The sequence below is a fragment of the Streptomyces sp. NPDC001393 genome (assembly GCF_053597455.1).
Window position 1 is genome coordinate 127,996 of sequence record NZ_JBSFIH010000010.1, and the last position, 20,372, is coordinate 148,367.

Below are 20,372 nucleotides of genomic sequence, written 5' to 3' on the forward strand. Positions count from 1 at the left end.
GCCGCGGGCCGTCAGTGGTTGCTCGCGCCCGCGCGGCGGTAGCCGCAAATCAAACAGAGCCCCGCGCCCCTGACGGGGCGCTGCCATCGACGTCCGTTTACCTGCCCAGGCTCATCGCCGATGACGTACCGCACCCGACGGCCGTGGACACGCCTTGCCGGAGCGCGGCAGCCCCTCGGGCGGCAGCCTCGCGCCAGGCGGGCGTACCGGTCGACGGTCGTCATGGTGGGAGTCATCGGGGTCAGCCTACCGGGTGATCAGCTCCGGCCGTGCCGCAGCGCGGGATGTTCGCCCGCGGCGACCAGGTCGGCGACCGCGGTCTTGGGGTCGCGGCCCGTGACCAGGGACTCGCCGACCAGGACCGCGTCGGCGCCGGCGTTGGCGTAGGCGATCAGGTCGTGCGGGCCGCGGACACCGGATTCGGCGACCTTGACGATGTGGTCGGGGATCTCCGGTGCGACCCGCTCGAAGGTGCCGCGGTCGACCTCGAGGGTCTTGAGGTTGCGCGCGTTGACGCCGATGACCTTGGCGCCCGCGTCCACGGCCCGCTCGACCTCGTCCTCGTCGTGCACCTCGACCAGCGGGGTGAGCCCGATCGACACCGCGCGCTCGATCAGCGACTCCAGGGCCGGCTGGTCCAGGGCGGCCACGATCAGCAGCGCGAGATCGGCGCCGTACGCCCGGGCCTCCCAGAGCTGGTACGACGTGACGATGAAGTCCTTGCGGAGCACCGGGATGTCCACGCGCGCGCGGACGGCCTCCAGGTCGGCCAGCGAGCCGCCGAAGCGGCGCTGTTCGGTGAGGACGGAGATGACGGCAGCGCCGCCCGCCTCGTAGTCCGCGGCGAGCCCAGCCGGGTCGGCGATCGCCGCCAGCGCGCCCTTGGAGGGGCTGGAGCGCTTGACCTCGCAGATCACCTTGACGCCGTCGCCCTTGAGCGCGGCCACCCCGTCCTTGGCGGCGGGGGCCTTGGCCGCGCGCTCCTTGAGCTCGTCGAGGCTGACGCGTGCCTGCCGCTCCGCGAGGTCGGCACGGACTCCGTCGATGATCTCGTCGAGCACACTCACGCGAGCGGCCCCCTTTCAGACGGTGGTTCCTTCAGGTTGTGAGAACCCAGGTTTTGAAAACCCGTGGTCACTGCGATGGTATCCGCAGGAGCGCGGAGCCCTCGCATCCGGTGGACGCCGGTCCCACTGGCTGGACGTCCACCTGTGATCAAGGATGCAGCCAGCCTCCCGAGGGCAGGTTCCGGACGGCCGTGAACAGCAGCACCAACGCGCCGATCCCCCACAGGTGCGCCGGCCGCGGATCCAGCCGCATCGGCCGGCCGCGCACGGCGTGGACCACCCAGACGGTCCACAGCACCGCGAAGCCCAGGTAGGCGGCCACGCCCAGCACGTTGTCGCGCAGCGCGGTGAGCAGGTCGCCGTGGACGAAGGCGTGCGCGCCGCGCAGTCCGCCGCAGCCGGGGCAGTACAGGCCGGTGAGCCGGTACAGCGGGCAGACGGGGTAGTGACCGGGTTCGTTCGGGTCGACGGCGCCGACGTACGCGAAGGCGGCGGCCACGGCCGTGAGGAGTCCGGCGGGGACAGCCAGGCGCCGCCACAGCGTGGTGCCGGGGGCGGCGGCCGGGGCGAGGCGCGGGAACGGGCGGCTGTCGGCGTTCACCCGAGCATTGTCTCCCGCCGGCCGACGCTGCGCGCGCCGCCCGCGGCCGCGGGGTCCGGACACAGCACCCGGACACACCGCGAGGGGCGGTCCGCATCCTCTCGGATGGCGGACCGCCCCTCGCGGGAAGGCCGAGGGCTCAGCTCTCCGCGCCGGCCGGCTCACGGGTGGCGAGGGGCGCCCCGATCATCTTCAGGGGCTTGGGGTTCTGGCCGAGGCCCATGGCGCGCATGATGCCGCCGACCACCGCACCGGCCAGGATGAGCGCCATGCCGGCCCAGAAGCCGACCGGCTGGCCCATCACCATGAAGGCGCCCGCGACGCAGAAACCGATGAAGGAAATGATGACACCGGTCCAGGCGGCCGGGGTGTGACCGTGGCCGTGGCTGCTGCCCGCCATGTCTGTGCTCCTCGTTGCTGTGTACGTGTCCCAGGAGAGCGGCGTACGTGTCGTACGGCTCCGAGCCCGCCCGTCACTGTCCGAGCCGGACGCTCGTCGTCCATTGTCCCGTACGTGCGCGCGTGCCGGACGCGGGGGTGGCGTCTGGTTCGCCACATCCGGTGGTGGGGGTCAGGCCCCTGTCGGGTCCTCGCCCCGGTCCAGGGCCTTCCACATCTCCTCCGGCCGTTCCGGGTCGACCGGCCGGGCCTTGCGCCGCGGACGGTCGGCGCCGCGCTCGTAGCGGCCGGACATGGCGGGCCACCGGCTGCCGTAGCGCAGCGCCAGCAGGCCGGCCAGCAGGATCAGCACACCGCCGGCGGCCGCGACATAGGGCCAGCCGGTGTGGCTGAGCGCGGCGACGGTGGCGGAGGTGTCGCCGCTCGCCTGGGCGGCCTTCTCGTCCAGCGCGGAGCTGTCGGAGGCGGCCACGAGGGCGGCGGCCACGATGCCGGCGCCGGACAGCGCGAGCAGTCCGGCGACGACCAGGCGGCCTGCCCGGCGTACGGCGAAGACGGCGACGAGCGCGGCGAGGCCCACTATGGCGAGGGCCGCGGGGACGCCCGTGACGTCGCTGCCCTTGGCGGTGAGCGGGAAGGCGCCGCCGGCCACCGTCGCGGTGCCCTCGGCCCAGCGCTGCCGGGTCGCGAGCAGCGCCACGGCCGCGCCGAGCGCACCGCACAGGAGGGCCACGGCGAGGCTCCGCCGACTGGACCGGGCGGACGCGGCGGCGTCGGAACGGGGGTGAGGAACAGCAGTCACGTACTCCACTATCGCGTGAACCCCGGGCGAAGCGACACCCGGGTCCGTCAAGCCATGAGCGGGTCGAATTTCGGCCATGATCCGCTCACGAACCGCACATGAACGTCTCAGGAACTGCAAAGGAACGTTCCCAGTTCAACATCCATCTTGTTGACGTGGCCCCGCCATCCGTACGTTCTGCGCCACCACGGCACGACACCACATGCCGTGGTGGCACTCGCGCACCCCCCACAGCCCTTCCCGGTTCACCCACCTCGCGGAGGACGTACGTTGCGCAGAACCGTTTCCCTCACCGCCGTGGCCACGCTCGCCACGGCCGCCCTCGCCCTGGCCGCCCCGGTCGGCCAGGCGGCCCAGGCCACCACCTCGTCCCACGGCGTCACCGTCGCCCATGCGTGCGCCACGCCGACGAAGAAGGACCAGATGGCCTGCAACGCCCTGCAGGTCACCTCGGGCACCCCCATGTCGGCGCACGCCGAGAGCGGTCTGACGGCCGCCGCCACTCCCTCCGGCTACGGCCCCTCCTCGCTCCAGGCGGCGTACAACCTGCCGTCCGCGACCGGCGGTTCGGGCCAGACGGTGGCGATCGTCGACGCCTACGACGACCCGAACGCCGAGTCCGACCTCGCCGCCTACCGCTCCCAGTACGGCCTGTCCGCCTGTACCACCGCGAGCGGCTGCTTCAAGAAGGTGGACCAGAGCGGCGGCACCAAGTACCCGCGCGGCAACTCCGGCTGGGCCGAGGAGATCTCCCTCGACCTCGACATGGTCAGCGCGGCCTGCCCGAACTGCAAGATCCTGCTGGTGGAGGCGAGTTCCGCCAGCATGACCAACCTGGGCACGGGCGTGAACACCGCCGTGCGGCTGGGGGCGAAGTTCGTCTCCAACAGCTACGGCGGCTCCGAGTCCTCCAGCGACGCGACCTACGACTCCACCTACTTCAACCACCCGGGCGTCGCCATCACCGTCTCCTCCGGTGACAACGGCTACGGCGTCGAGTACCCGGCGGCCTCCAAGTACGTGACGGCGGTGGGCGGTACGTCCCTGAACACGGCCTCCAACTCCCGCGGCTGGACCGACACGGTGTGGAGCGGGGCCGGCTCCGGCTGCTCCGCCTACGACGCCAAGCCCAGCTGGCAGAAGGACTCCGGCTGCGCGAACCGCACGGTCGCGGACGTCTCGGCGGTCGCCGACCCCAACACCGGGGTCGCGGTGTACGACACCTACGGGCAGGGCAGCGGCTGGATGGTCTTCGGCGGCACCAGCGCCTCCTCGCCGCTGATCGCGGCGACCTACGCGCTGGCGGGCGCCCCGTCCGCCGGCTCCTACCCGGCGTCGTTCCCGTACGCGCACACCTCGGCGCTGAACGACGTCACCAGCGGCTCCAACGGCAGCTGCGGCGGCTCGTACCTGTGCACCGGCAGCGCCGGGTACGACGGGCCGTCGGGGCTCGGCACCCCGAACGGCACCGCCGCGTTCACCGGCTGAACTCCCCTATGAGTTGAGCCTGTTGGCCGTGTGCACCGCGCGGAGGACCGCCGCCGCCTTGTTGCGGCACTCCTGGTCCTCCGCCACCGGGTCGGAGTCGGCGACGATGCCGGCTCCGGCCTGCACGTACGCCGTGCCGTCCCGGAGCAGGGCCGTACGGATGGCGATCGCGGTGTCGGAGTCGCCCGCGAAGTCCAGGTAGCCGACGCAGCCGCCGTACAGCCCGCGCCGGGACGGCTCCAGTTCGTCGATGATCTGCATCGCGCGGGGCTTGGGCGCGCCGGAGAGGGTGCCCGCCGGGAAGCAGGCGGTGAGCACGTCGAAGGCGGTGCGGCCCTCGGCCACCTTGCCGGTGACGGTCGAGACGATGTGCATCACGTGCGAGTAGCGCTCGATCGACATGAAGTCGACCACCTCGACCGAGCCGGGCTCGCAGACCCGCCCCAGGTCGTTACGGCCGAGGTCCACGAGCATCAGGTGTTCGGCGCGCTCCTTGGGGTCGGCCATCAGCTCCTCGGCCAGGGCCTGGTCCTCCTGCGGGGTGGTGCCGCGGGGCCGGGTTCCGGCGATGGGGTGCACCATGGCCCGCCCGTCCTCGACCTTCACCAGGGCCTCGGGGGACGAGCCGACGACGTCGAAGCCGTCGAAGCGGAACAGGTACATGTAGGGGGACGGGTTCGTGGCCCGCAGCACCCGGTAGACGTCCAGGGCACTGGCGCTGCACGGGGTCTCGAAGCGCTGGGAGGGCACGACCTGGAAGGCCTCGCCGGCGCGGATGCGCTCCTTGACGTCCTCGACGGCCACCTGGAAGTCGGGGCCACCCCACAGCGCGGTGTACTCGGGCAGCTCGGAGGGCGGCAGCACGGCCGGGGGCTGGGCCACCGCGCGCGTGAGGTCGGCCTCCATGGCGTCGAGCCGGGCCACAGCGTCCGCGTAGGCCTCGTCGACGCCCGTGTCGAGGTCGTTGTGGTTGATCGCGTTGGCGATCAGCAGGACCGAGCCCTCCCAGTGGTCCATCACGGCGAGGTCGCTGGTCAGGAGCATGGTCAGCTCGGGCAGCCTGAGGTCGTCGCGTTCGCCGGGGCCGATCTTCTCCAGGCGGCGGACGATGTCGTAGCCCAGATAGCCGACCATGCCTCCGGTGAAGGGCGGCAGGCCCTCCTGGTGGTGCGGGGTGTGCAGGGCCTGGATCGTGGCGCGGAGGGCCTTCAGGGGGTCGCCGTCGACCGGGACGCCGACCGGCGGGGTGCCGAGCCAGTGTGCCTGGCCGTCGCGTTCCGTCAGCGTGCCGGCGGACCGGACGCCGACGAAGGAGTACCGGGACCAGGAGCGGCCGTTCTCCGCGGACTCCAGCAGGAAGGTGCCGGGGCGCTCGGCGGCCAGCTTGCGGTACAGCGCGACGGGCGTGTCGCCGTCGGCGAGGAGCTTGCGCGTGACCGGGATGACGCGGCGGTCGGTGGCGAGCTTGCGGAAGGTCTCGAGGTCCATGGCGGCTGACCCTACTGATCGGAGGTGGTCGCGCCGGAATCGGCGTCCTTGAGGAGCACGTCCTCGTCGAAGCAGGTGCGCGCGCCGGTGTGGCAGGCCGCGCCGACCTGGTCGACCTTGACCAGCACGGTGTCGGCGTCGCAGTCCAGCGCGACCGACTTCACCCACTGGAAGTGACCGGAGGTGTCGCCCTTGACCCAGTACTCCTGGCGGCTGCGCGACCAGTAGGTGCAGCGGCCGGTGGTCAGCGTGCGGTGCAGCGCCTCGTCGTCCATCCAGCCGAGCATGAGCACCTCGCCGGTGTCGTACTGCTGGGCGATGGCGGGAAGGAGACCGTCGGCGCTGCGCTTGAGGCGGGCGGCGATCTCCGGGTCGAGGCTGCTGGGCCGGGGCATCCCGGTCGTACTGGTCATGGGTGCCATTGTGCCGCGCGGGTACGACAATGCCGGTGCCGTGTCCATTGGATGGTCATGGCGGCGCGAAGCGCCTCGTTGAGGGGCGGTGGTCGGGTGACGGGTGGGCGGACTCGGCGCGGGGTCGTAGGCTGGCTCCATGTCGACCTTCGCCAAGCGTGAACGGCTGCTGCTCGCCGACCTCTTGGAAACCGTCGGTCCGGACGCCGACACCCTCTGCGAGGGCTGGCGTACCCGGGATCTGGCCGCGCACGTGGTCGTGCGCGAGCGCCGCCCGGACGCGGCCGGCGGCACGCTGATCAAGCAGCTGGTGCCGCGCCTGGAGAAGGTGATGGCCGAGTACACCGCGAAGCCGTACGAGGAGCTGATCCAGCTCATCCGTACCGGCCCGCCGCGCTTCTCCCCCTTCCAGCTCAAGCAGGTCGACGAGGCGGCCAACATCGTCGAGTTCTACGTCCACACCGAGGACGTGCGCCGCGCCCAGCCGGACTGGAGCCCGCGCGAGCTGGACCCCGTCTTCCAGGACGCCCTGTGGTCCCGGCTGGAGCGCACGGCGCGGCTGGTGGCCCGGGGCGTGCCGACGGGTCTGGTGCTGCGCCGCCCGGACGGGCAGACGGCGGTGGCGCACCGGGGCGCGCCGGTGGTGACGGTGACCGGCGAGCCGTCGGAGCTGCTGATGTTCGCGTTCGGCCGGCAGAACGCGGCCAAGGTGGAGGTCGAGGGCGAGCCGGACGCGATCACCAAGCTGAACGAGTCCAGGCAGCTGGGCATCTGAACCGGGAAACCCGGCACCCGGGAGGCCGACCGGGGTATCCGGTTCACGCATGAGCCGCAGGGGCCGGCGCGGGCTGCGGTGCCCGACGACACCCGCCCGGCGACACCCTGCGGCAGCCCGGCACGGCCGACTCGACCGGAGAGGTGAGGCGCGCTCAGCCCGGGAGCTCCGCGCGGCGCAGGGCCGGTGCGGCGAGGGCGACGAGCCCGCCGAGGCCGCATACGCCGGCGCTGACGGCGTAGACCGGACCGAGCCCGAAGGCCCCGATCGCGGCCGCCGCGAGCGGCATGCTGAGCGGGGTCAGACCGAGGCTGACCAGGCTGGCGACGGCGGTGACGCGACCCAGGTACGCCGGGTCGGTGTGGGTCTGGAGCAGGGCGCCGCACATCACCCCGCTCAGCCCGGTGAGCAGGCCGACGAGCACGGCCACGCCGACGGCGGCGACCAGTGCGGGGACGAATGCGAGGGCGCCGATGGCCACGGCCCCCACCGCACATGCCCACCCGGTGACCAGCCCGGCGTGCGGCAACCGCCCCCGGACCGTCAGCAGCAGCGAGGCGGCGCCCCGCCGACGCCGAACCCGGCGAGCACCCAGCCCATACCGGAGGCGTCCCAGCCACGCCGGCCGGCCAGCAGGGTCCTGCTGAGGCTCGGCGCGGCGTCAGCGCACCGGGTGGCCCGCCGCTCTCAGTGTCTCCTTCACCTCGCCGATCCGCAGGTCGCCGAAGTGGAAGACGGAGGCGGCCAGCACGGCGTCGGCGCCGGCCTCGATCGCCGGCGGGAAGTCGGCCAGCTTGCCGGCGCCGCCGGAGGCGATCACCGGGACGGTCACGTGCTTACGGACCGCCGCGATCATCTCCAGGTCGTAGCCGTCCTTGGTACCGTCCGCGTCCATCGAGTTGAGCAGGATCTCGCCCGCGCCCAGCTCGGCCGCCCGGTGCGCCCACTCGACGGCGTCGATGCCGGTGCCGCGCCGGCCGCCGTGGGTCGTGACCTCGAAGGTCCCCGACTCGGTGCGGCGGGCGTCGACCGACAGGACCAGGACCTGGCGGCCGAAGCGCTCGGCGATCTCGCGGATCAGCTCGGGGCGGGCGATCGCGGCGGTGTTCACGCCCACCTTGTCGGCGCCCGCCCGCAGCAGCTTGTCCACGTCCTCGGCCGTACGGACACCGCCGCCGACCGTCAGCGGGATGAACACCTGCTCCGCGGTGCGCCGTACCACGTCGTACGTCGTCTCCCGGTTGCCCGAGGACGCGGTGATGTCCAGGAACGTCAGCTCGTCGGCGCCCTCGGCGTCGTACACCTTGGCCATCTCGACGGGGTCACCCGCGTCGCGCAGGTTCTGGAAGTTGACGCCCTTGACGACCCGGCCGTTGTCCACGTCCAGGCAGGGGATGACTCGGACCGCCAGGGTCATGACTGCTCAGGCTCCTCTGAATGCTTCAAGTTCCACTTCCACCAGGATGCGCGGGTCGACGAAGCCCTCCACGACCAGCAGGGTCGAGACCGGGCGCACGGAGTCGAAGATCTCCTTGTGCGCCCGGCCGACAGCGTCGACGTCCCGCACATGGGTCAGGTACATCCGCGTACGGATGACGGAGCCGATCCCGAGTCCGAACTCGCCGATCGCCTCGATGGCGCTGGTGAAGGCCACCTTGGCCTGCTCGTACGGGTCACCCTCGCCGTACAGCACGGTGCCCTTGAAGGACGTCGTGCCCGCCACCAGCACCCGGTCCCCCGCCGCGACGGCACGTGCGAAACCGAAGCTCTCTTCCCAGGGACTTCCGCTCTGCACGCGCCGCACGGCATCGCTCATGACGACACAGCCTCCAGGGCCTCTTCCAGGGTGAACGCCTTCGCGTACAGGGCCTTCCCGACGATGGCACCCTCGACACCGAGGGGTACCAGCCCGACGAGGGCGCGCAGGTCGTCCAGGGACGACACGCCGCCGGAGGCCACGACCGGGCGGTCCGTCGCCGCGCAGACGTTCTTCAGCAGCTCAAGGTTCGGGCCCTGGAGCGTGCCGTCCTTGGCGATGTCGGTGACGACGTAGCGGGCGCAGCCCTCCTTGTCGAGGCGCTCCAGCGTCTCGTAGAGGTCGCCGCCGTCGCGGGTCCAGCCGCGGCCGCGCAGCGTCGTGCCGCGCACGTCCAGGCCGACGGCGATCTTGTCGCCGTGCTCGGCGATGACCTTGGCGACCCACTCCGGGGTCTCCAGGGCGGCCGTGCCGAGGTTCACGCGGGTGCAGCCGGTGGCCAGGGCGGCGGCCAGTGAGGCGTCGTCGCGGATGCCGCCGGACAGCTCCACCTTGATGTCCATCGCCCTGGCGACCTCGGCGATCAGCTCGCGGTTGTCGCCGGTGCCGAAGGCCGCGTCCAGGTCGACCAGGTGCAGCCACTCGGCGCCGGACCGCTGCCAGGCGAGGGCGGCCTCAAGCGGGGAGCCGTAGGAGGTCTCGGTCCCGGACTCGCCGTGCACGAGGCGGACGGCCTGGCCGTCGCGGACGTCGACGGCGGGGAGGAGTTCGAGCTTGGCCATGTCTCTACAGGGTTCCGATCCAGTTGGTGAGGAGCTGGGCGCCGGCGTCGCCGGACTTCTCGGGGTGGAACTGCGTGGCCCACAGGGCGCCGTTCTCCACGGCGGCCACGAACGGCCTGCCGTGCGTCGACCAGGTCACCTTGGGGGCCGCGATCACCGGGTTGTTGGTCTCCAGGGCCCAGTCGTGGACGGCGTAGGAGTGCACGAAGTAGAAGCGGGCGCCGGCGTCCAGGCCGGCGAACAGCTCCGAGTCGGCGGGGGCTTCGACGGTGTTCCAGCCCATGTGGGGCACGACGTCGGCCTGGAGCGGGGCGACCGTGCCGGGCCACTCGTCCAGGCCCTCGGCCTCCACGCCGTGCTCGATGCCGCGCGCGAACAGGATCTGCATGCCGACGCAGATGCCCATCACCGGGCGGCCGCCCGACAGCCGGCGGTCCACGACCCAGTCACCGCGCGCGGCGCGCAGGCCCTGCATGCAGGCGGCGAAGGCGCCCACGCCCGGCACCAGCAGTCCGTCGGCGTTCATGGCCTTGTCGAAGTCGCGGGTGATCTCGACATCGGCACCCACGCGCGCGAGGGCACGCTCGGCGGAACGGACGTTTCCGAAGCCGTAGTCGAAGACGACGACCTTCTTCGCGACTGCGGTCAATTCCACACCCCCAGCCGCATGACGCCCGCGACGAGGCACAGGCCCGCGCCGAGGGAGAGCAGCACGATCAGGCTCGTGGGCATCTTCTGCTTGACGAAGGAGATGATGCCGCCGACCAGGAAGAGGCCGACGACGATCAGCAGGGTGGAGAGGCTGTTCATGGCTTTACAGCGCGCCCTTCGTGGAGGGGAGGATGCCGGCCGCGCGCGGGTCGCGCTCGGAGGCGTACCGCAGCGCCCGGGCGAGGGCCTTGAACTGGCACTCCACGATGTGGTGCGCGTTGCGCCCGTACGGCACGTGCACGTGCAGCGCGATCTGCGCCTGGGCGACGAAGGAATCCAGGATGTGCCGGGTCATCGTGGTGTCGTACTCACCGATCATCGGCGCCATGTTCTCGGGCTCGGTGTGCACGAGGTACGGGCGGCCGGACAGGTCGACGGTCACCTGGGCGAGGGACTCGTCCAGCGGAACCGTGCAGTTGCCGAACCGGTAGATCCCCACCTTGTCACCGAGCGCCTGCTTGAAGGCGGCGCCGAGGGCGAGGGCGGTGTCCTCGATGGTGTGGTGGGAGTCGATGTGCAGGTCGCCGTCGGTCTTCACGGTCAGGTCGAACAGACCGTGCCGGCCGAGCTGGTCGAGCATGTGGTCGTAGAAACCGACGCCGGTGGCGATGTCGGTTCTCCCGGTGCCGTCGAGGTCGATCTCGACCAGGACGGAGGTCTCCTTGGTGGTGCGCTCCACGCGTCCAACGCGGCTCATGCCTCAAAGCTCCTTCTTCAGTTCCCGTACCGCGTCGAGGAACGCGTCGTTCTCCGCCGGCGTGCCGGCGGACACCCGCAGCCACCCCGGTACGCCGTTGTCCCGGACCAGGACGCCCCGGTCGAGGATCTTCTGCCAGGCGGTGTGGGCGTCGGCGAACCTGCCGAACTGCACGAAGTTCGCGTCGGACTCCGTCACCTCGTAGCCGATCGTGCGCAGTTCGGCGACCAGCCGGTCCCGCTCCGCCTTCAGCTGCTCGACGTACTTCAGCAGCGTGTCGGTGTGCTCCAGGGCGGCGAGGGCCGTCGCCTGGGTGATCGCCGACAGGTGGTAGGGCAGCCGGACGAGCTGGACGGCGTCCACGACCGCCGGGTCGGCGGCGAGGTAGCCGAGGCGCAGGCCCGCCGCGCCGAACGCCTTGGACATCGTCCGGGAGATCACCAGGTGCGGGCGGCCCGCCAGCAGCGGCAGCAGCGAGGCGCCGTGGCTGAACTCGATGTAGGCCTCGTCCAGGATCACCATCGACGGCTTGGCCGCCTGTGCCGCCTCGTACAGCGCGAGGACCGTCTCCGGTGCGACCGCGTTGCCGGTGGGGTTGTTGGGGGTGGTGATGAAGACGACGTCCGGCTTGTGCTCGGCGATCGCCTCGGCGGCCGCCGGGACGTCGATGGTGAAGTCCTCGCCCCGCGGACCCGAGATCCAGCCGGTGCCGGTGCCGCGCGCGATGAGCGCGTGCATCGAGTACGACGGCTCGAAGCCGATCGCCGTACGGCCCGGTCCGCCGAAGGTCTGCAGCAGCTGCTGGATGACCTCGTTGGAGCCGTTGGCGGCCCACACGTTCTCGATGCCGAGCGGGTACCCGCCCGTCTTCGTCAGGTACGCGGCCAGCTCGGTGCGCAGCTGGACCGCGTCCCGGTCCGGATAGCGGTTCAGGTCGCGGGCGGCCTCCCGCACCCGCTCCGCGATCCGCTCGACCAGCGGCTCGGGCAGCGGGTAGGGGTTCTCGTTGGTGTTCAGCCGTACGGGGACGTCCAACTGGGGCGCGCCATAAGGGGACTTGCCACGCAGCTCGTCCCGTACGGGAAGATCGTCGATCCGCACGTCGCTCACTTGCTCTCGGGTACCTTCCAGCCGAACCTCGCCTTGATCGCGGCGCCGTGCGCCGGCAGGTCCTCCGCCTCCGCCAGCGTCACCACGTGAGGGGCGACCTCGGCGAGCGCGTCCCTGGTGTAGTCCACGATGTGGATGCCGCGCAGGAAGGACTGGACGGACAGGCCCGAGGAGTGGCAGGCGCAGCCGCCGGTGGGCAGGACGTGGTTGGACCCGGCCGCGTAGTCGCCGAGCGAGACGGGGGCCCAGGGGCCGATGAAGATCGCGCCCGCGTTCTTCACCCGGTCGGCCACCGCGGCGGCGTCCGCGGTCTGGATCTCCAGGTGCTCGGCGCCGTACGCGTCGACGACCCGGAGGCCCTCCTCGATGCCGTCGACCAGCACGATCGCGGACTGCCTGCCCCCCAGGGCGGGCACGATCCGGTCCTCGACGTGCCGGGTGGCCGCGACCTGCGGCTCGAGTTCCTTCTCCACCGCCTCCGCCAGCTCGACGGAGTCGGTGACCAGCACGGCCGCCGCGAGCGGGTCGTGCTCGGCCTGGCTGATCAGGTCCGAGGCCACGTGCACCGGGTCGGCCGTGTCGTCCGCGAGGACGGCGATCTCGGTCGGGCCGGCCTCGGCGTCGATGCCGATCCGGCCGGTGAAGAAGCGCTTGGCGGCGGCGACCCAGATGTTGCCGGGGCCGGTGACCATGTTGGCCGGCGGGCAGGACTCGGTGCCGTAGGCGAACATCGCGACGGCGGTGGCGCCGCCGGCCGCGTAGACCTCGTCCACGCCGAGCAGCGCGCAGGCGGCGAGGATCGTCGGGTGCGGCAGGCCGCCGAACTCGGCCTGGGGCGGGGAGGCGAGCGCGATCGACCCGACCCCGGCCTCCTGGGCCGGTACGGCGTTCATGATCACGGACGACGGGTAGACCGACCGGCCGCCCGGCGCGTACAGCCCGACGCGCTCGACCGGCACCCACTTCTCGGTGACGGAGCCACCGGGCACCACCTGGGTGGTGTGGGTGCTGCGGCGCTGCTCGCGGTGGACCAGGCGGGCGCGGCGGATGGACTCCTCCAGCGCGGCGCGCACGGCCGGGTCGAGGGCGGCCAGCGCGTCCGTGAGCGCCTTGGCCGGGACACGGACGGATTCCAGCCGTACTCCGTCGAACTTCTCGGCGAAGTCGATCAGCGCCGCGTCGCCACGATGATGCACGGCCTCGCAGATCGGACGCACCTTCTCCAGGGCGGCCGATACGTCGAAGTCGGCTCGGGGCAGCAGGTCGCGCAGGGCGAGGCCCTCGGGAAGGGCGTCGCCGCGCAGATCGATTCGGGAAATCACAGTCCCAATTCTCTCAGACCGGTGTCACGAGTCGTGGGCGCGTATCAATGGCTGATACAGAACGTGGCGGAACCCGGAAGATCGCCCTCACCTCTAGTGTTCCGGCAGTCACTCAGCGGGCATCAACGGTGGTACGGGACCGCTGGACGGGAGAGGAGAAAGGTGACCGAGGGGGCCGGCTTCGTCGCCGGGGACCTGCCGGACGAGCTGACCGCGGCCGAGGCGGGCATGTGGCAGGCCTTCCGCAACGGCAGTGTGTACGACCTGAGCTGCGGGGACGCCGTGGTGGACGATCCGCACGGCGGGCACCCGTGGGGTCCGGAGCGCGCGGTGCGGGCGCGGATCGTGGCCTGGCTGCTGCTGGACGGCCCGCCGGCGCTCGCGGGCCGGGTGTCCTCGCTGAAGCTGACCGGCGTGCGCATCACCGGCACGCTGGACCTCTCCGGCGGCACGGTACGGCCGTACGTCGAACTGCGCGGCTGCCGCTTCGACGAGGAGGTCCTGCTGCCGGAGGCCCGGTTCACGACCCTGCGGATGGTGGACTGCGCGGTGCCCCGGCTGGAGGCGGCCCGGGTGCACACCGAGGGCGACCTGCATCTGCCCCGCTGCCGGTTCCGATACGGCGCCCGGCTGACGGACGCGCACATCGGCACCGATCTGATGCTCAACGAGGCGGTGGCGTACCGCGATCGCAGCGGGCGGTCGATCTCGGCGGACGGCATGACCGTCGGCCAGGACCTCCAGGCGGAGATGCTCCAGTCGCACGGCGAGCTGCGGCTGCGCGGCGCCAAGGTCGGCGTGTCGCTGAGCCTGCGCGGCGCGAACCTGGACAACCCCTACTCCCGCTACGCCCTGAACGCCCCCCAGCTGACCGTCGAGCGGACCCTGTACCTGACCCCGGCCGGCGTGGGCAGCCCCCTGCTGAGCGGCACGACACCGGCGCGCGGGACGCGGATCCAGCGCTTCGCGTGCCGGGGCGGGATACGGCTGGACGACGGGCGGTTCGGGGACGCCGTCGACTTCGAGCGGGCCCGGTTCGACCTCACCGACGACCAGGAGCTGTCGCTGCGCCGGGTGCACGCGTCGGAGCTGCGCTTCCTCGGGGACGGGCCGCAGCGCGGCAAGGTGGTGCTGTCCGGCGCGCGGATCGTCAGCCTGGTGGACCGGGCGGCGAGTTGGCCGGGCCCCGGTAATCTGCACATGGGCGGGTTCGTGTACGAGAACCTCGTCCCGCGCGGCCCGTTCCCGCTGACCGGCCGGCTGGACTGGGTGGCGGCGGCCACCGCGGAGTACGCCCCGGAGCCGTACGAGCGGCTGGCGGCGGTGCTGCGGGCCGCCGGGGAGGACGAGGACGCGCGGGAGGTGCTGCTCGCCAAGCAGCGCCGGCGCCGCGAGACGCTGCCGCCGGCCGGGAAGGTCTGGGGGTTCGTACAGGACTGGACCGTGGCCTACGGCTACCGTCCCGGCCGGGCCGCGGTGTGGATGGCGGTGCTGTGGGCGGCGGGCACGCTGGCGTTCGCCCACGCGGCCCATCCGCCGATGAACCATGACGCCCACCCGTACTGGAGCCCGGCCCTGTTCACCCTGGACCTGCTGCTGCCGGTGATCGACCTGGGTCAGGTCGGCCAGTGGCAGCTGCGCGGCGCCTGGGAGTGGCTGGCAGCCGTGATGATCCTGCTCGGCTGGATCCTGGCGACAACGGTGGCCGCGGGCGCCACCCGGCTGCTACGGCGGAACTGACCCGGACAGGGGCCGGGCCGGGCCGGGCCGACCCCGACACAGGCCGAGCCGAGCCGGACAAAGGCGGAACAGTCACCCTTTACCGGTCCTTGACCGCGGACCGTACAACTTTCTGCGACTTCCCCACACCCTCTGGCGCGGCGTCGACCTGCGGTCTTTCAATGGTCGGCACCATGGTTGCGCTCCCGCCGTTCATCCGCCCGGCCCGGATGACCAAACGCTCCGCACGCCCGGCCGGCCGACCGCCGACCGGGGACGAGGTCGTGCTCGACGCACCCGACGCCCGCCTCTCGCCCGTGCTGGTCGGGGCCGGCCGGGGCGAGTACCGGGCCGCGGCCGGTCTGCTCGCCACCACCCGCGCCGCGGCCGAGTGGGAGAACCACGACCGGTACGTCCGGCGCCTGGCCGCCTTCGCCCGCTCGCGCCCCGAGTGGTTCGAGGCCTGGCGCGCGCACGCCCCCCAGGACGCGGACACGCTGCTGGTCGGGGCGCAGCTGGCGGTGGACCGGGCCTGGCCGTCGCCGGCCCGCACCGAGCTGCTGCGCGAGGTCAGCCCGCTGATCACCGCCGCCGCCCGCGCGGACGACCGCGACCCGGTGCCCTGGCGGGTCGCCCTGGACCATGCGCGCGGCTCGCGGGCCGGCCACCGGTACTTCGAGGAGCTGTGGGAGGCGGCCGTCCGCCGCGCCCCGCACCACTACGGCTGCCATGTGGCCGCCCTGCGGTACCTGGCCAGCTTCCGGCGCGGTTCCCACGACGCCTGCTTCGACTTCGCCGAGCGGGCCGCGCAGGACGCCCCGGCCGACTCGCCCGTCCAGGCCCTGCCGGCCCGGGCCGGCTTCGGCTACCTGACCGACGGCCGCGGCCCCGAGGTGCCACGCGCCCGTCTGCACGCCGCCGCCGACCGCGCGCTCGCGTTCTCCGCGCGCTTCCCCGCGGCGGACCCGTGGCCCGCCGAGATCCGCAACAAGCTCCTGTACGTCCTGCTGCGCCTGGAGCGCTGGGAGGACGCCCGCGCCGAGCTGTACCGGATCGGCCCGTACGCCACGTCCTTCCCCTGGGAACGGTTCGCCGAGGACCCGCTCGGCCACTTCCTGCAGGTGCGCGAACACCTGCTGACGGCGGCCTACGCGCCCGCCCCGGCCGGGCTGATCCCGGTGTCCCCGGCCCCCCTCGGCAAGCACGGCGGACACGCCGCTGCCGGTGACCACTAGGCTGAGGCGTCGTGACCACCGTCCGACTCCCGCTCTTCCCGCTGAACACGGTGCTGTTCCCGGGGCTCGTGCTGCCGCTGAACGTCTTCGAGGAGCGCTATCGCGCGATGATGCGCGAGCTGCTCAAGACACCGGAGGACGAGCCGCGCCGGTTCGCCGTCGTGGCCATCCGCGACGGCCACGAGGTGGCGCCGAGCGCCCCCGGCATGCCGGACCCCACGGCGCAGCCCGACCGGGGACCGTCCGCGGGCTTCGGCCCGGACCCGCTCAAGGCCTTCCACGGGGTGGGCTGTGTGGCGGACGCGGCGACCATCCGGGAGCGGGCCGACGGCACGTTCGAGGTGCTGGCGACGGGCACGACCCGGGTACGGCTGCTCTCCGTCGACGCGTCGGGCCCGTTCCTGACGGCGGAGCTGGAGGAACTGCCGGAGGAGCCGGGCGACGAGGCGGGCGCGCTCGCCGAGGGGGTGCTGCGCTCCTTCCGCCAGTACCAGAAGCGCCTGGCGGGCGCCCGCGAGCGCTCACTGTCGACGGGCGCGGACCTCCCGGACGATCCTTCCGTGGTCTCCTACCTGGTGGCGGCGGCGATGGTGCACGACACCCCCACCAAGCAACGGCTGCTCCAGGCCCCGGACACCGCGTCCCGCCTGCGCGACGAGCTGAAACTCCTTCGCGCCGAGACGGCCATCATCCGTAGCCTGCCGTCGTTGCCCGCGTTCGAGCTGACGCGGACGCCGACCAGTCTGAACTGAGGGACCCAGCACTCACCGATGGCGAAGAAGTCGAAGAAACAGCAGCAGTCCGGCGGCACCCCCGCGACCGTCGCCCTGTCCTCGGCCGGCGTGGACTTCACGGTCCACTCCTACGACCACGACCCCTCCCACCCCTCCTACGGCGAGGAGGCGGCCGAGGCGATGGGCGTCTCCCCCGACCGCGTCTTCAAGACCCTGGTGGCCGACGTCGACGGCGCCCTGACCGTCGCGGTGGTCCCGGTGTCCGGCTCCCTGGACCTGAAGGCCCTGGCGGCGGCGGTGGGCGGCAAACGCGCCACGATGGCCGACCCGACGCTCGCCGAGCGGACGACCGGCTATGTGCGGGGCGGTATCTCGCCCCTCGGCCAGCGCAAGAGGCTGCCGACGGTCCTGGACGACTCGGCCGAGGTCCACGAGACGATCTGTGTGTCGGCGGGGCGAAGGGGTCTTGAGGTGGAACTGGCGCCGGGCGATCTGGCGAAGCTGACGAACGCGGTGCTTGCGCCGATCGGGCGGGGCTGACACCGGGCGCCCGAGGAACGAGCTCGGCCGGGAAGGGTGCCCTCTCAACCGACCGAGTCAGGGGAGCGGGTGGGAAACGGGAGGGTCCAGCGGGGCGGAGCCCCCCTGGTCACGGCTGCTGCGGATACGGCACCTCGGGGTCACGCGGCCCGAACAGCGCCGTGAGCCCGAGGTGAACCAACAGCGCGCCCAACGGCCAGGCCAGCAGCGCACCCTTCGCCCCCAGCGTCAGCGGCGCCGAGAAGGTGACCCCCTTCCCCACGGCCCTGGCATGCGCCAGCACATCGGACTGCGGCCCGAGCCATATCCCCAGCCGCCAGGCCAGCACCGACCCGAGCAGCGCGCCCAGCCCGAGTGCCACCACGACCGGCACGCCCCCACGCCGCCGCAGCAGAAAGACACCCACCGCGCTGACGAGCCCGAAGCCCAGCCCCAGCAGGGTGAACGTGCCGTCCACCCCCACCGCCTGCTCGCCCTCGCTGTCCGCGCGGTAGACGACCCAGCTCTTGTCGACCACGTCGCCGACCAGCGGCACATGCGGGGCCAGCCACCACCACAGCAGCCCCAGCAGCACCCCGCTCAACGCCACGCCCACCGTGATGACGGCGGCGTCCCGCAGTTCGGTCTTCATCCCGGGGCCGTCCTGTTCGTACACGCCCCCGGACGTCCCGGCGGGCGGCGGAGCCTGCCAGACATCGTTCGAGGACTGGTTGTGCGGCGGCGTCGGCGGAGTCAGCGGTGCGGTCACCCTGACATCGTGCCAGGTCGTGCTGCGCGCCGCGTCACCGGACGGCGGCCCTGCGGTACGCCCGGGCCGCCACGGCCAGCGAGACGACTCCGACACCCGCGCACACCCCCAGGTCGGCCAGGACGACGGCCCAGTCCGGATGAGCCCCGAAGGTCCTGGCGTACGCCTCCACACCGTACGTCGACGGCAGCAGATCCCGCGCCAGCCGTACGATCTCCGGCATCCGGTCGGCCGGCAGCACCCCCAGCAGCAGCGCCGCCGACATGCCCAGCTGCCCCAGCAGCGTGGCCAGCTCGGGCCGCGGCGCGAGCAGCCCGCAGGCGGCGCCGAGCCCGGACAGCGCGGCCCCGGCGAGCGGGATCACGGCCACGAGGATCCACAGATTGCCCAGCGGCAGTCCGAACAGGACGCAGCCGAAGACGGCGGTCACCAGCGTCCCTGGCACGGTGAAGGAGGCGTACGCCGCCGCCGCGCCCAGCACCACGGCCGCGGGCGGCACCGGCAGGGTGGCGTAGTGGTCGAGCCCGCCACTCGCCCGCAGCTGCCCGAAGTACTGCGACAGCAGATTCAGCGCCACATACGCGACGACCAGCACCGACGACCCCGCCACCACGGACCGGGCCTCACCGCCGCTGTCGACGACACCCCGCATCATCACGGCGATGCCCACGGACTGGAAGGTGGCCACGAAAAGCAGCGGGATCCGCGCCACCCGGGCGCGGGACAGCTGCGCCCGGTAGACGGCCGCGAGCGACGGCCACAGCCGCGCGGCCGGACCGAGCTCGGCCGGGCCCGGCGCCACCTCCGGCACCACCCGGGCGCCGCTCCCCAGAACCTCGGCGGGTACGACACTCACGACGAGCTGCTCCTCTTCCCTGCGGCAGTCGCGTCAACCGGCGCACAGATCCATACGCACCGTACGGCCGCCCCGCTCACGCCTTCACCAGCCCCTGCCGGGCCGCGCCGCCGAGCGCCAGGTAGACGTCCTCCAGGCTGGGCGTGGCGAGCGTGAAGTCGTCCAGGGCGGCGAAGGCGGCCCCGCCGGTCACGGTGGCGACGGCGGCACGGGCCTCCTCGGGCGCGAGCCGCAGCGTCCAGCGCCGGCCGGACTCCACGGCGCGCTCGCGCAGCGCGGCGACCTCGGGCACCTGGAGCGGCGCCCGGTCCCGCCACACCAGCTCCACCCGCACCTCGCCGGCCACCCGTTCCTTCAGCCCGGCCGGGGTGTCACAGGCGATCACCCGGCCCTGGTCGATGACGGCCACCCGGTCCAGCACGGTCTCGGCCTCGATGACGTTGTGGGTGACCAGCAGCACGGTCGTACCGCGCTCGGCGCGCCGCCGGTCCACGGCCGCCCAGACCGCGCGGCGGGCCACCGGGTCCATGCCGGTGGTCGGCTCGTCCAGCACGAGCAGCGGGCGCTCACCGACGAGGGCGGCGGCGAAGCAGGCGAGCCGGCGCTGACCGCCGGACAGCTTCTTCAGCGCCCGCCCGGCGATCGGCGTGAGCCCCAGCTCCTCCAGTACGGCGTCCCGCTCGGCGCGGGCCCGCGTCAGGTCCAGGCCGCGCAGGCGTCCGGTGGTCTCGGCGGCGAGGGAGACGGTCAGCTCGTCCAGCGCGGAGGACTCCTGCCCCAGGTAGGCGAGGAGGCGCGCGGCGCGCTCGGGGTGCCGGACGATGTCGTGGCCGAGGATCTCGATGCTGCCGGTGTCCGGCCGCAGCAGCCCGGTGAGCTGCCGTACGAGCGTGGACTTGCCGGCGCCGTTCGGCCCGAGCAGCCCGAAGACCTCGCCGCGCCGCACGTCCAGCTCGACCCCGTCGGTGGCCCGCACCTCGGGGGTGCCGGGCGCACCGCGCCGCCCTTTCACGGCCGGATAGGTCTTGCCGAGCCCGCGCACGCGTACGACCTCGTCCTGTCGAGGTGCCTGTGCCGCGCGCGTACTCACAAGGGACGAGAGTACGGGGTCGTGGCCCTTTACTCGCCT

General features: G+C 72.7%; 24 protein-coding genes and 1 pseudogene. 6 read left to right on the plus strand and 19 right to left on the minus strand.

Translation table 11 applies throughout. The annotated features are described in order from the left end of the window. Positions 1–11 precede the first annotated feature (11 nt). The 5 genes from trpM to ACWC2T_RS14560 all read right to left on the minus strand — a co-directional run bounded on the left by trpM (position 12) and on the right by ACWC2T_RS14560 (position 2,878). Positions 12–236 carry a tryptophan biosynthesis modulator TrpM gene (gene trpM / locus ACWC2T_RS14540; RefSeq protein WP_450670704.1) on the minus strand — a complete coding sequence of 75 codons (225 nt, stop codon included), beginning with the start codon at positions 234–236 and terminating at the stop codon, positions 12–14. 21 nt (positions 237–257) lie between these two features. After that, entirely contained in the window at positions 258–1,067 is an 810-nt protein-coding gene (trpC, locus tag ACWC2T_RS14545; protein WP_055708900.1) for an indole-3-glycerol phosphate synthase TrpC, read from the minus strand. Between the two features lie 148 nt (positions 1,068–1,215). After that, complete coding sequence (locus tag ACWC2T_RS14550) at positions 1,216–1,668, minus strand: DUF2752 domain-containing protein (protein ID WP_450670705.1); 453 nt, start codon at positions 1,666–1,668, stop codon at positions 1,216–1,218. Positions 1,669–1,807: 139 nt separating this feature from the next. Beyond that, positions 1,808–2,068 (minus strand): HGxxPAAW family protein, encoded by a 261-nt coding sequence (locus ACWC2T_RS14555; RefSeq protein WP_450670706.1) that lies wholly within the window; start codon positions 2,066–2,068, stop codon positions 1,808–1,810. Between the two features lie 171 nt (positions 2,069–2,239). Next, entirely contained in the window at positions 2,240–2,878 is a 639-nt protein-coding gene (locus ACWC2T_RS14560) for a TIGR02234 family membrane protein (protein WP_450670707.1), read from the minus strand. Between the two features lie 261 nt (positions 2,879–3,139). On the opposite strand from ACWC2T_RS14560, the gene ACWC2T_RS14565 reads away from it, so the two are divergent. Further along, positions 3,140–4,357, plus strand: coding sequence for a S53 family peptidase (locus tag ACWC2T_RS14565; RefSeq protein ID WP_450670708.1), 1,218 nt, complete (start codon positions 3,140–3,142; stop codon positions 4,355–4,357). 6 nt (positions 4,358–4,363) lie between these two features. Here ACWC2T_RS14565 and ACWC2T_RS14570 read toward each other — a convergent pair whose 3' ends face one another. Beyond that, entirely contained in the window at positions 4,364–5,845 is a 1,482-nt protein-coding gene (locus tag ACWC2T_RS14570) for an anthranilate synthase component I (protein WP_450670709.1), read from the minus strand. Between the two features lie 11 nt (positions 5,846–5,856). Continuing rightward, on the minus strand, positions 5,857–6,258 hold the full coding sequence (gene hisI, locus ACWC2T_RS14575; RefSeq protein ID WP_450670710.1) for a phosphoribosyl-AMP cyclohydrolase: 402 nt from the start codon (positions 6,256–6,258) through the stop codon (positions 5,857–5,859). 139 nt (positions 6,259–6,397) lie between these two features. On the opposite strand from hisI, the gene ACWC2T_RS14580 reads away from it, so the two are divergent. Further along, entirely contained in the window at positions 6,398–7,033 is a 636-nt protein-coding gene (locus tag ACWC2T_RS14580) for a TIGR03085 family metal-binding protein (protein ID WP_450670711.1), read from the plus strand. A 154-nt stretch (positions 7,034–7,187) separates the two neighbouring features. Here the strand turns inward: ACWC2T_RS14580 and ACWC2T_RS14585 are convergent. From ACWC2T_RS14585 to hisD, 9 genes and pseudogenes are all read right to left on the minus strand, one after another. Next, positions 7,188–7,672, minus strand: a pseudogene (locus ACWC2T_RS14585) (MFS transporter); the annotation flags it as partial. Between the two features lie 22 nt (positions 7,673–7,694). Beyond that, complete coding sequence (gene hisF, locus ACWC2T_RS14590; protein ID WP_351209286.1) at positions 7,695–8,450, minus strand: imidazole glycerol phosphate synthase subunit HisF; 756 nt, start codon at positions 8,448–8,450, stop codon at positions 7,695–7,697. A 6-nt stretch (positions 8,451–8,456) separates the two neighbouring features. Next, on the minus strand, positions 8,457–8,849 hold the full coding sequence (locus tag ACWC2T_RS14595) for a RidA family protein (RefSeq protein WP_450670712.1): 393 nt from the start codon (positions 8,847–8,849) through the stop codon (positions 8,457–8,459). Further along, positions 8,846–9,571: a bifunctional 1-(5-phosphoribosyl)-5-((5-phosphoribosylamino)methylideneamino)imidazole-4-carboxamide isomerase/phosphoribosylanthranilate isomerase PriA gene (gene priA / locus ACWC2T_RS14600; RefSeq protein ID WP_450670713.1), complete on the minus strand. Its 726-nt coding sequence runs from the start codon at positions 9,569–9,571 to the stop codon at positions 8,846–8,848. The genes ACWC2T_RS14595 and priA overlap by 4 nt, the downstream gene beginning before the upstream one ends. A 4-nt stretch (positions 9,572–9,575) precedes the next feature. Next, the gene (gene hisH, locus ACWC2T_RS14605; RefSeq protein WP_450670714.1) at positions 9,576–10,220 is read right to left on the minus strand and encodes an imidazole glycerol phosphate synthase subunit HisH; all 645 of its coding nucleotides are present in this window, start codon (positions 10,218–10,220) and stop codon (positions 9,576–9,578) included. Continuing rightward, positions 10,217–10,381, minus strand: a complete 165-nt coding sequence (locus tag ACWC2T_RS14610; protein ID WP_351209282.1) for a hypothetical protein — start codon at positions 10,379–10,381, stop codon at positions 10,217–10,219. Before ACWC2T_RS14610 ends, hisH begins: the two co-directional genes overlap by 4 nt. A gap of 4 nt (positions 10,382–10,385) precedes the next feature. Next, positions 10,386–10,979, minus strand: coding sequence for an imidazoleglycerol-phosphate dehydratase HisB (gene hisB / locus ACWC2T_RS14615; protein WP_450670715.1), 594 nt, complete (start codon positions 10,977–10,979; stop codon positions 10,386–10,388). 3 nt (positions 10,980–10,982) lie between these two features. After that, positions 10,983–12,089, minus strand: coding sequence for a histidinol-phosphate transaminase (locus ACWC2T_RS14620; RefSeq protein WP_450670716.1), 1,107 nt, complete (start codon positions 12,087–12,089; stop codon positions 10,983–10,985). Continuing rightward, positions 12,086–13,411 carry a histidinol dehydrogenase gene (gene hisD / locus ACWC2T_RS14625; protein WP_450670717.1) on the minus strand — a complete coding sequence of 442 codons (1,326 nt, stop codon included), beginning with the start codon at positions 13,409–13,411 and terminating at the stop codon, positions 12,086–12,088. Before hisD ends, ACWC2T_RS14620 begins: the two co-directional genes overlap by 4 nt. Positions 13,412–13,573: 162 nt before the next feature. Here hisD and ACWC2T_RS14630 point away from each other — a divergent pair, with 162 nt between their 5' ends. The 4 genes from ACWC2T_RS14630 to ybaK all read left to right on the plus strand — a co-directional run bounded on the left by ACWC2T_RS14630 (position 13,574) and on the right by ybaK (position 17,639). Continuing rightward, positions 13,574–15,151, plus strand: coding sequence for an oxidoreductase (locus tag ACWC2T_RS14630; RefSeq protein ID WP_450670718.1), 1,578 nt, complete (start codon positions 13,574–13,576; stop codon positions 15,149–15,151). Positions 15,152–15,312: 161 nt separating this feature from the next. Further along, positions 15,313–16,365, plus strand: coding sequence for a hypothetical protein (locus ACWC2T_RS14635; RefSeq protein WP_450670719.1), 1,053 nt, complete (start codon positions 15,313–15,315; stop codon positions 16,363–16,365). A gap of 11 nt (positions 16,366–16,376) precedes the next feature. Then, the gene (locus tag ACWC2T_RS14640) at positions 16,377–17,117 is read left to right on the plus strand and encodes an LON peptidase substrate-binding domain-containing protein (protein WP_450670720.1); all 741 of its coding nucleotides are present in this window, start codon (positions 16,377–16,379) and stop codon (positions 17,115–17,117) included. Between the two features lie 18 nt (positions 17,118–17,135). Further along, positions 17,136–17,639, plus strand: coding sequence for a Cys-tRNA(Pro) deacylase (ybaK, locus tag ACWC2T_RS14645; protein ID WP_450670721.1), 504 nt, complete (start codon positions 17,136–17,138; stop codon positions 17,637–17,639). Between the two features lie 109 nt (positions 17,640–17,748). On the opposite strand, the gene ACWC2T_RS14650 is transcribed toward ybaK, so the two are convergent. The 3 genes from ACWC2T_RS14650 to ACWC2T_RS14660 all read right to left on the minus strand — a co-directional run bounded on the left by ACWC2T_RS14650 (position 17,749) and on the right by ACWC2T_RS14660 (position 20,333). After that, positions 17,749–18,387: an AAA family ATPase gene (locus tag ACWC2T_RS14650; protein WP_450670722.1), complete on the minus strand. Its 639-nt coding sequence runs from the start codon at positions 18,385–18,387 to the stop codon at positions 17,749–17,751. Positions 18,388–18,421: 34 nt separating this feature from the next. Continuing rightward, on the minus strand, positions 18,422–19,243 hold the full coding sequence (locus ACWC2T_RS14655; RefSeq protein ID WP_450670723.1) for an ABC transporter permease: 822 nt from the start codon (positions 19,241–19,243) through the stop codon (positions 18,422–18,424). Positions 19,244–19,319: 76 nt separating this feature from the next. Further along, positions 19,320–20,333 (minus strand): ABC transporter ATP-binding protein, encoded by a 1,014-nt coding sequence (locus ACWC2T_RS14660; RefSeq protein ID WP_450670724.1) that lies wholly within the window; start codon positions 20,331–20,333, stop codon positions 19,320–19,322. Positions 20,334–20,372 lie beyond the last annotated feature (39 nt).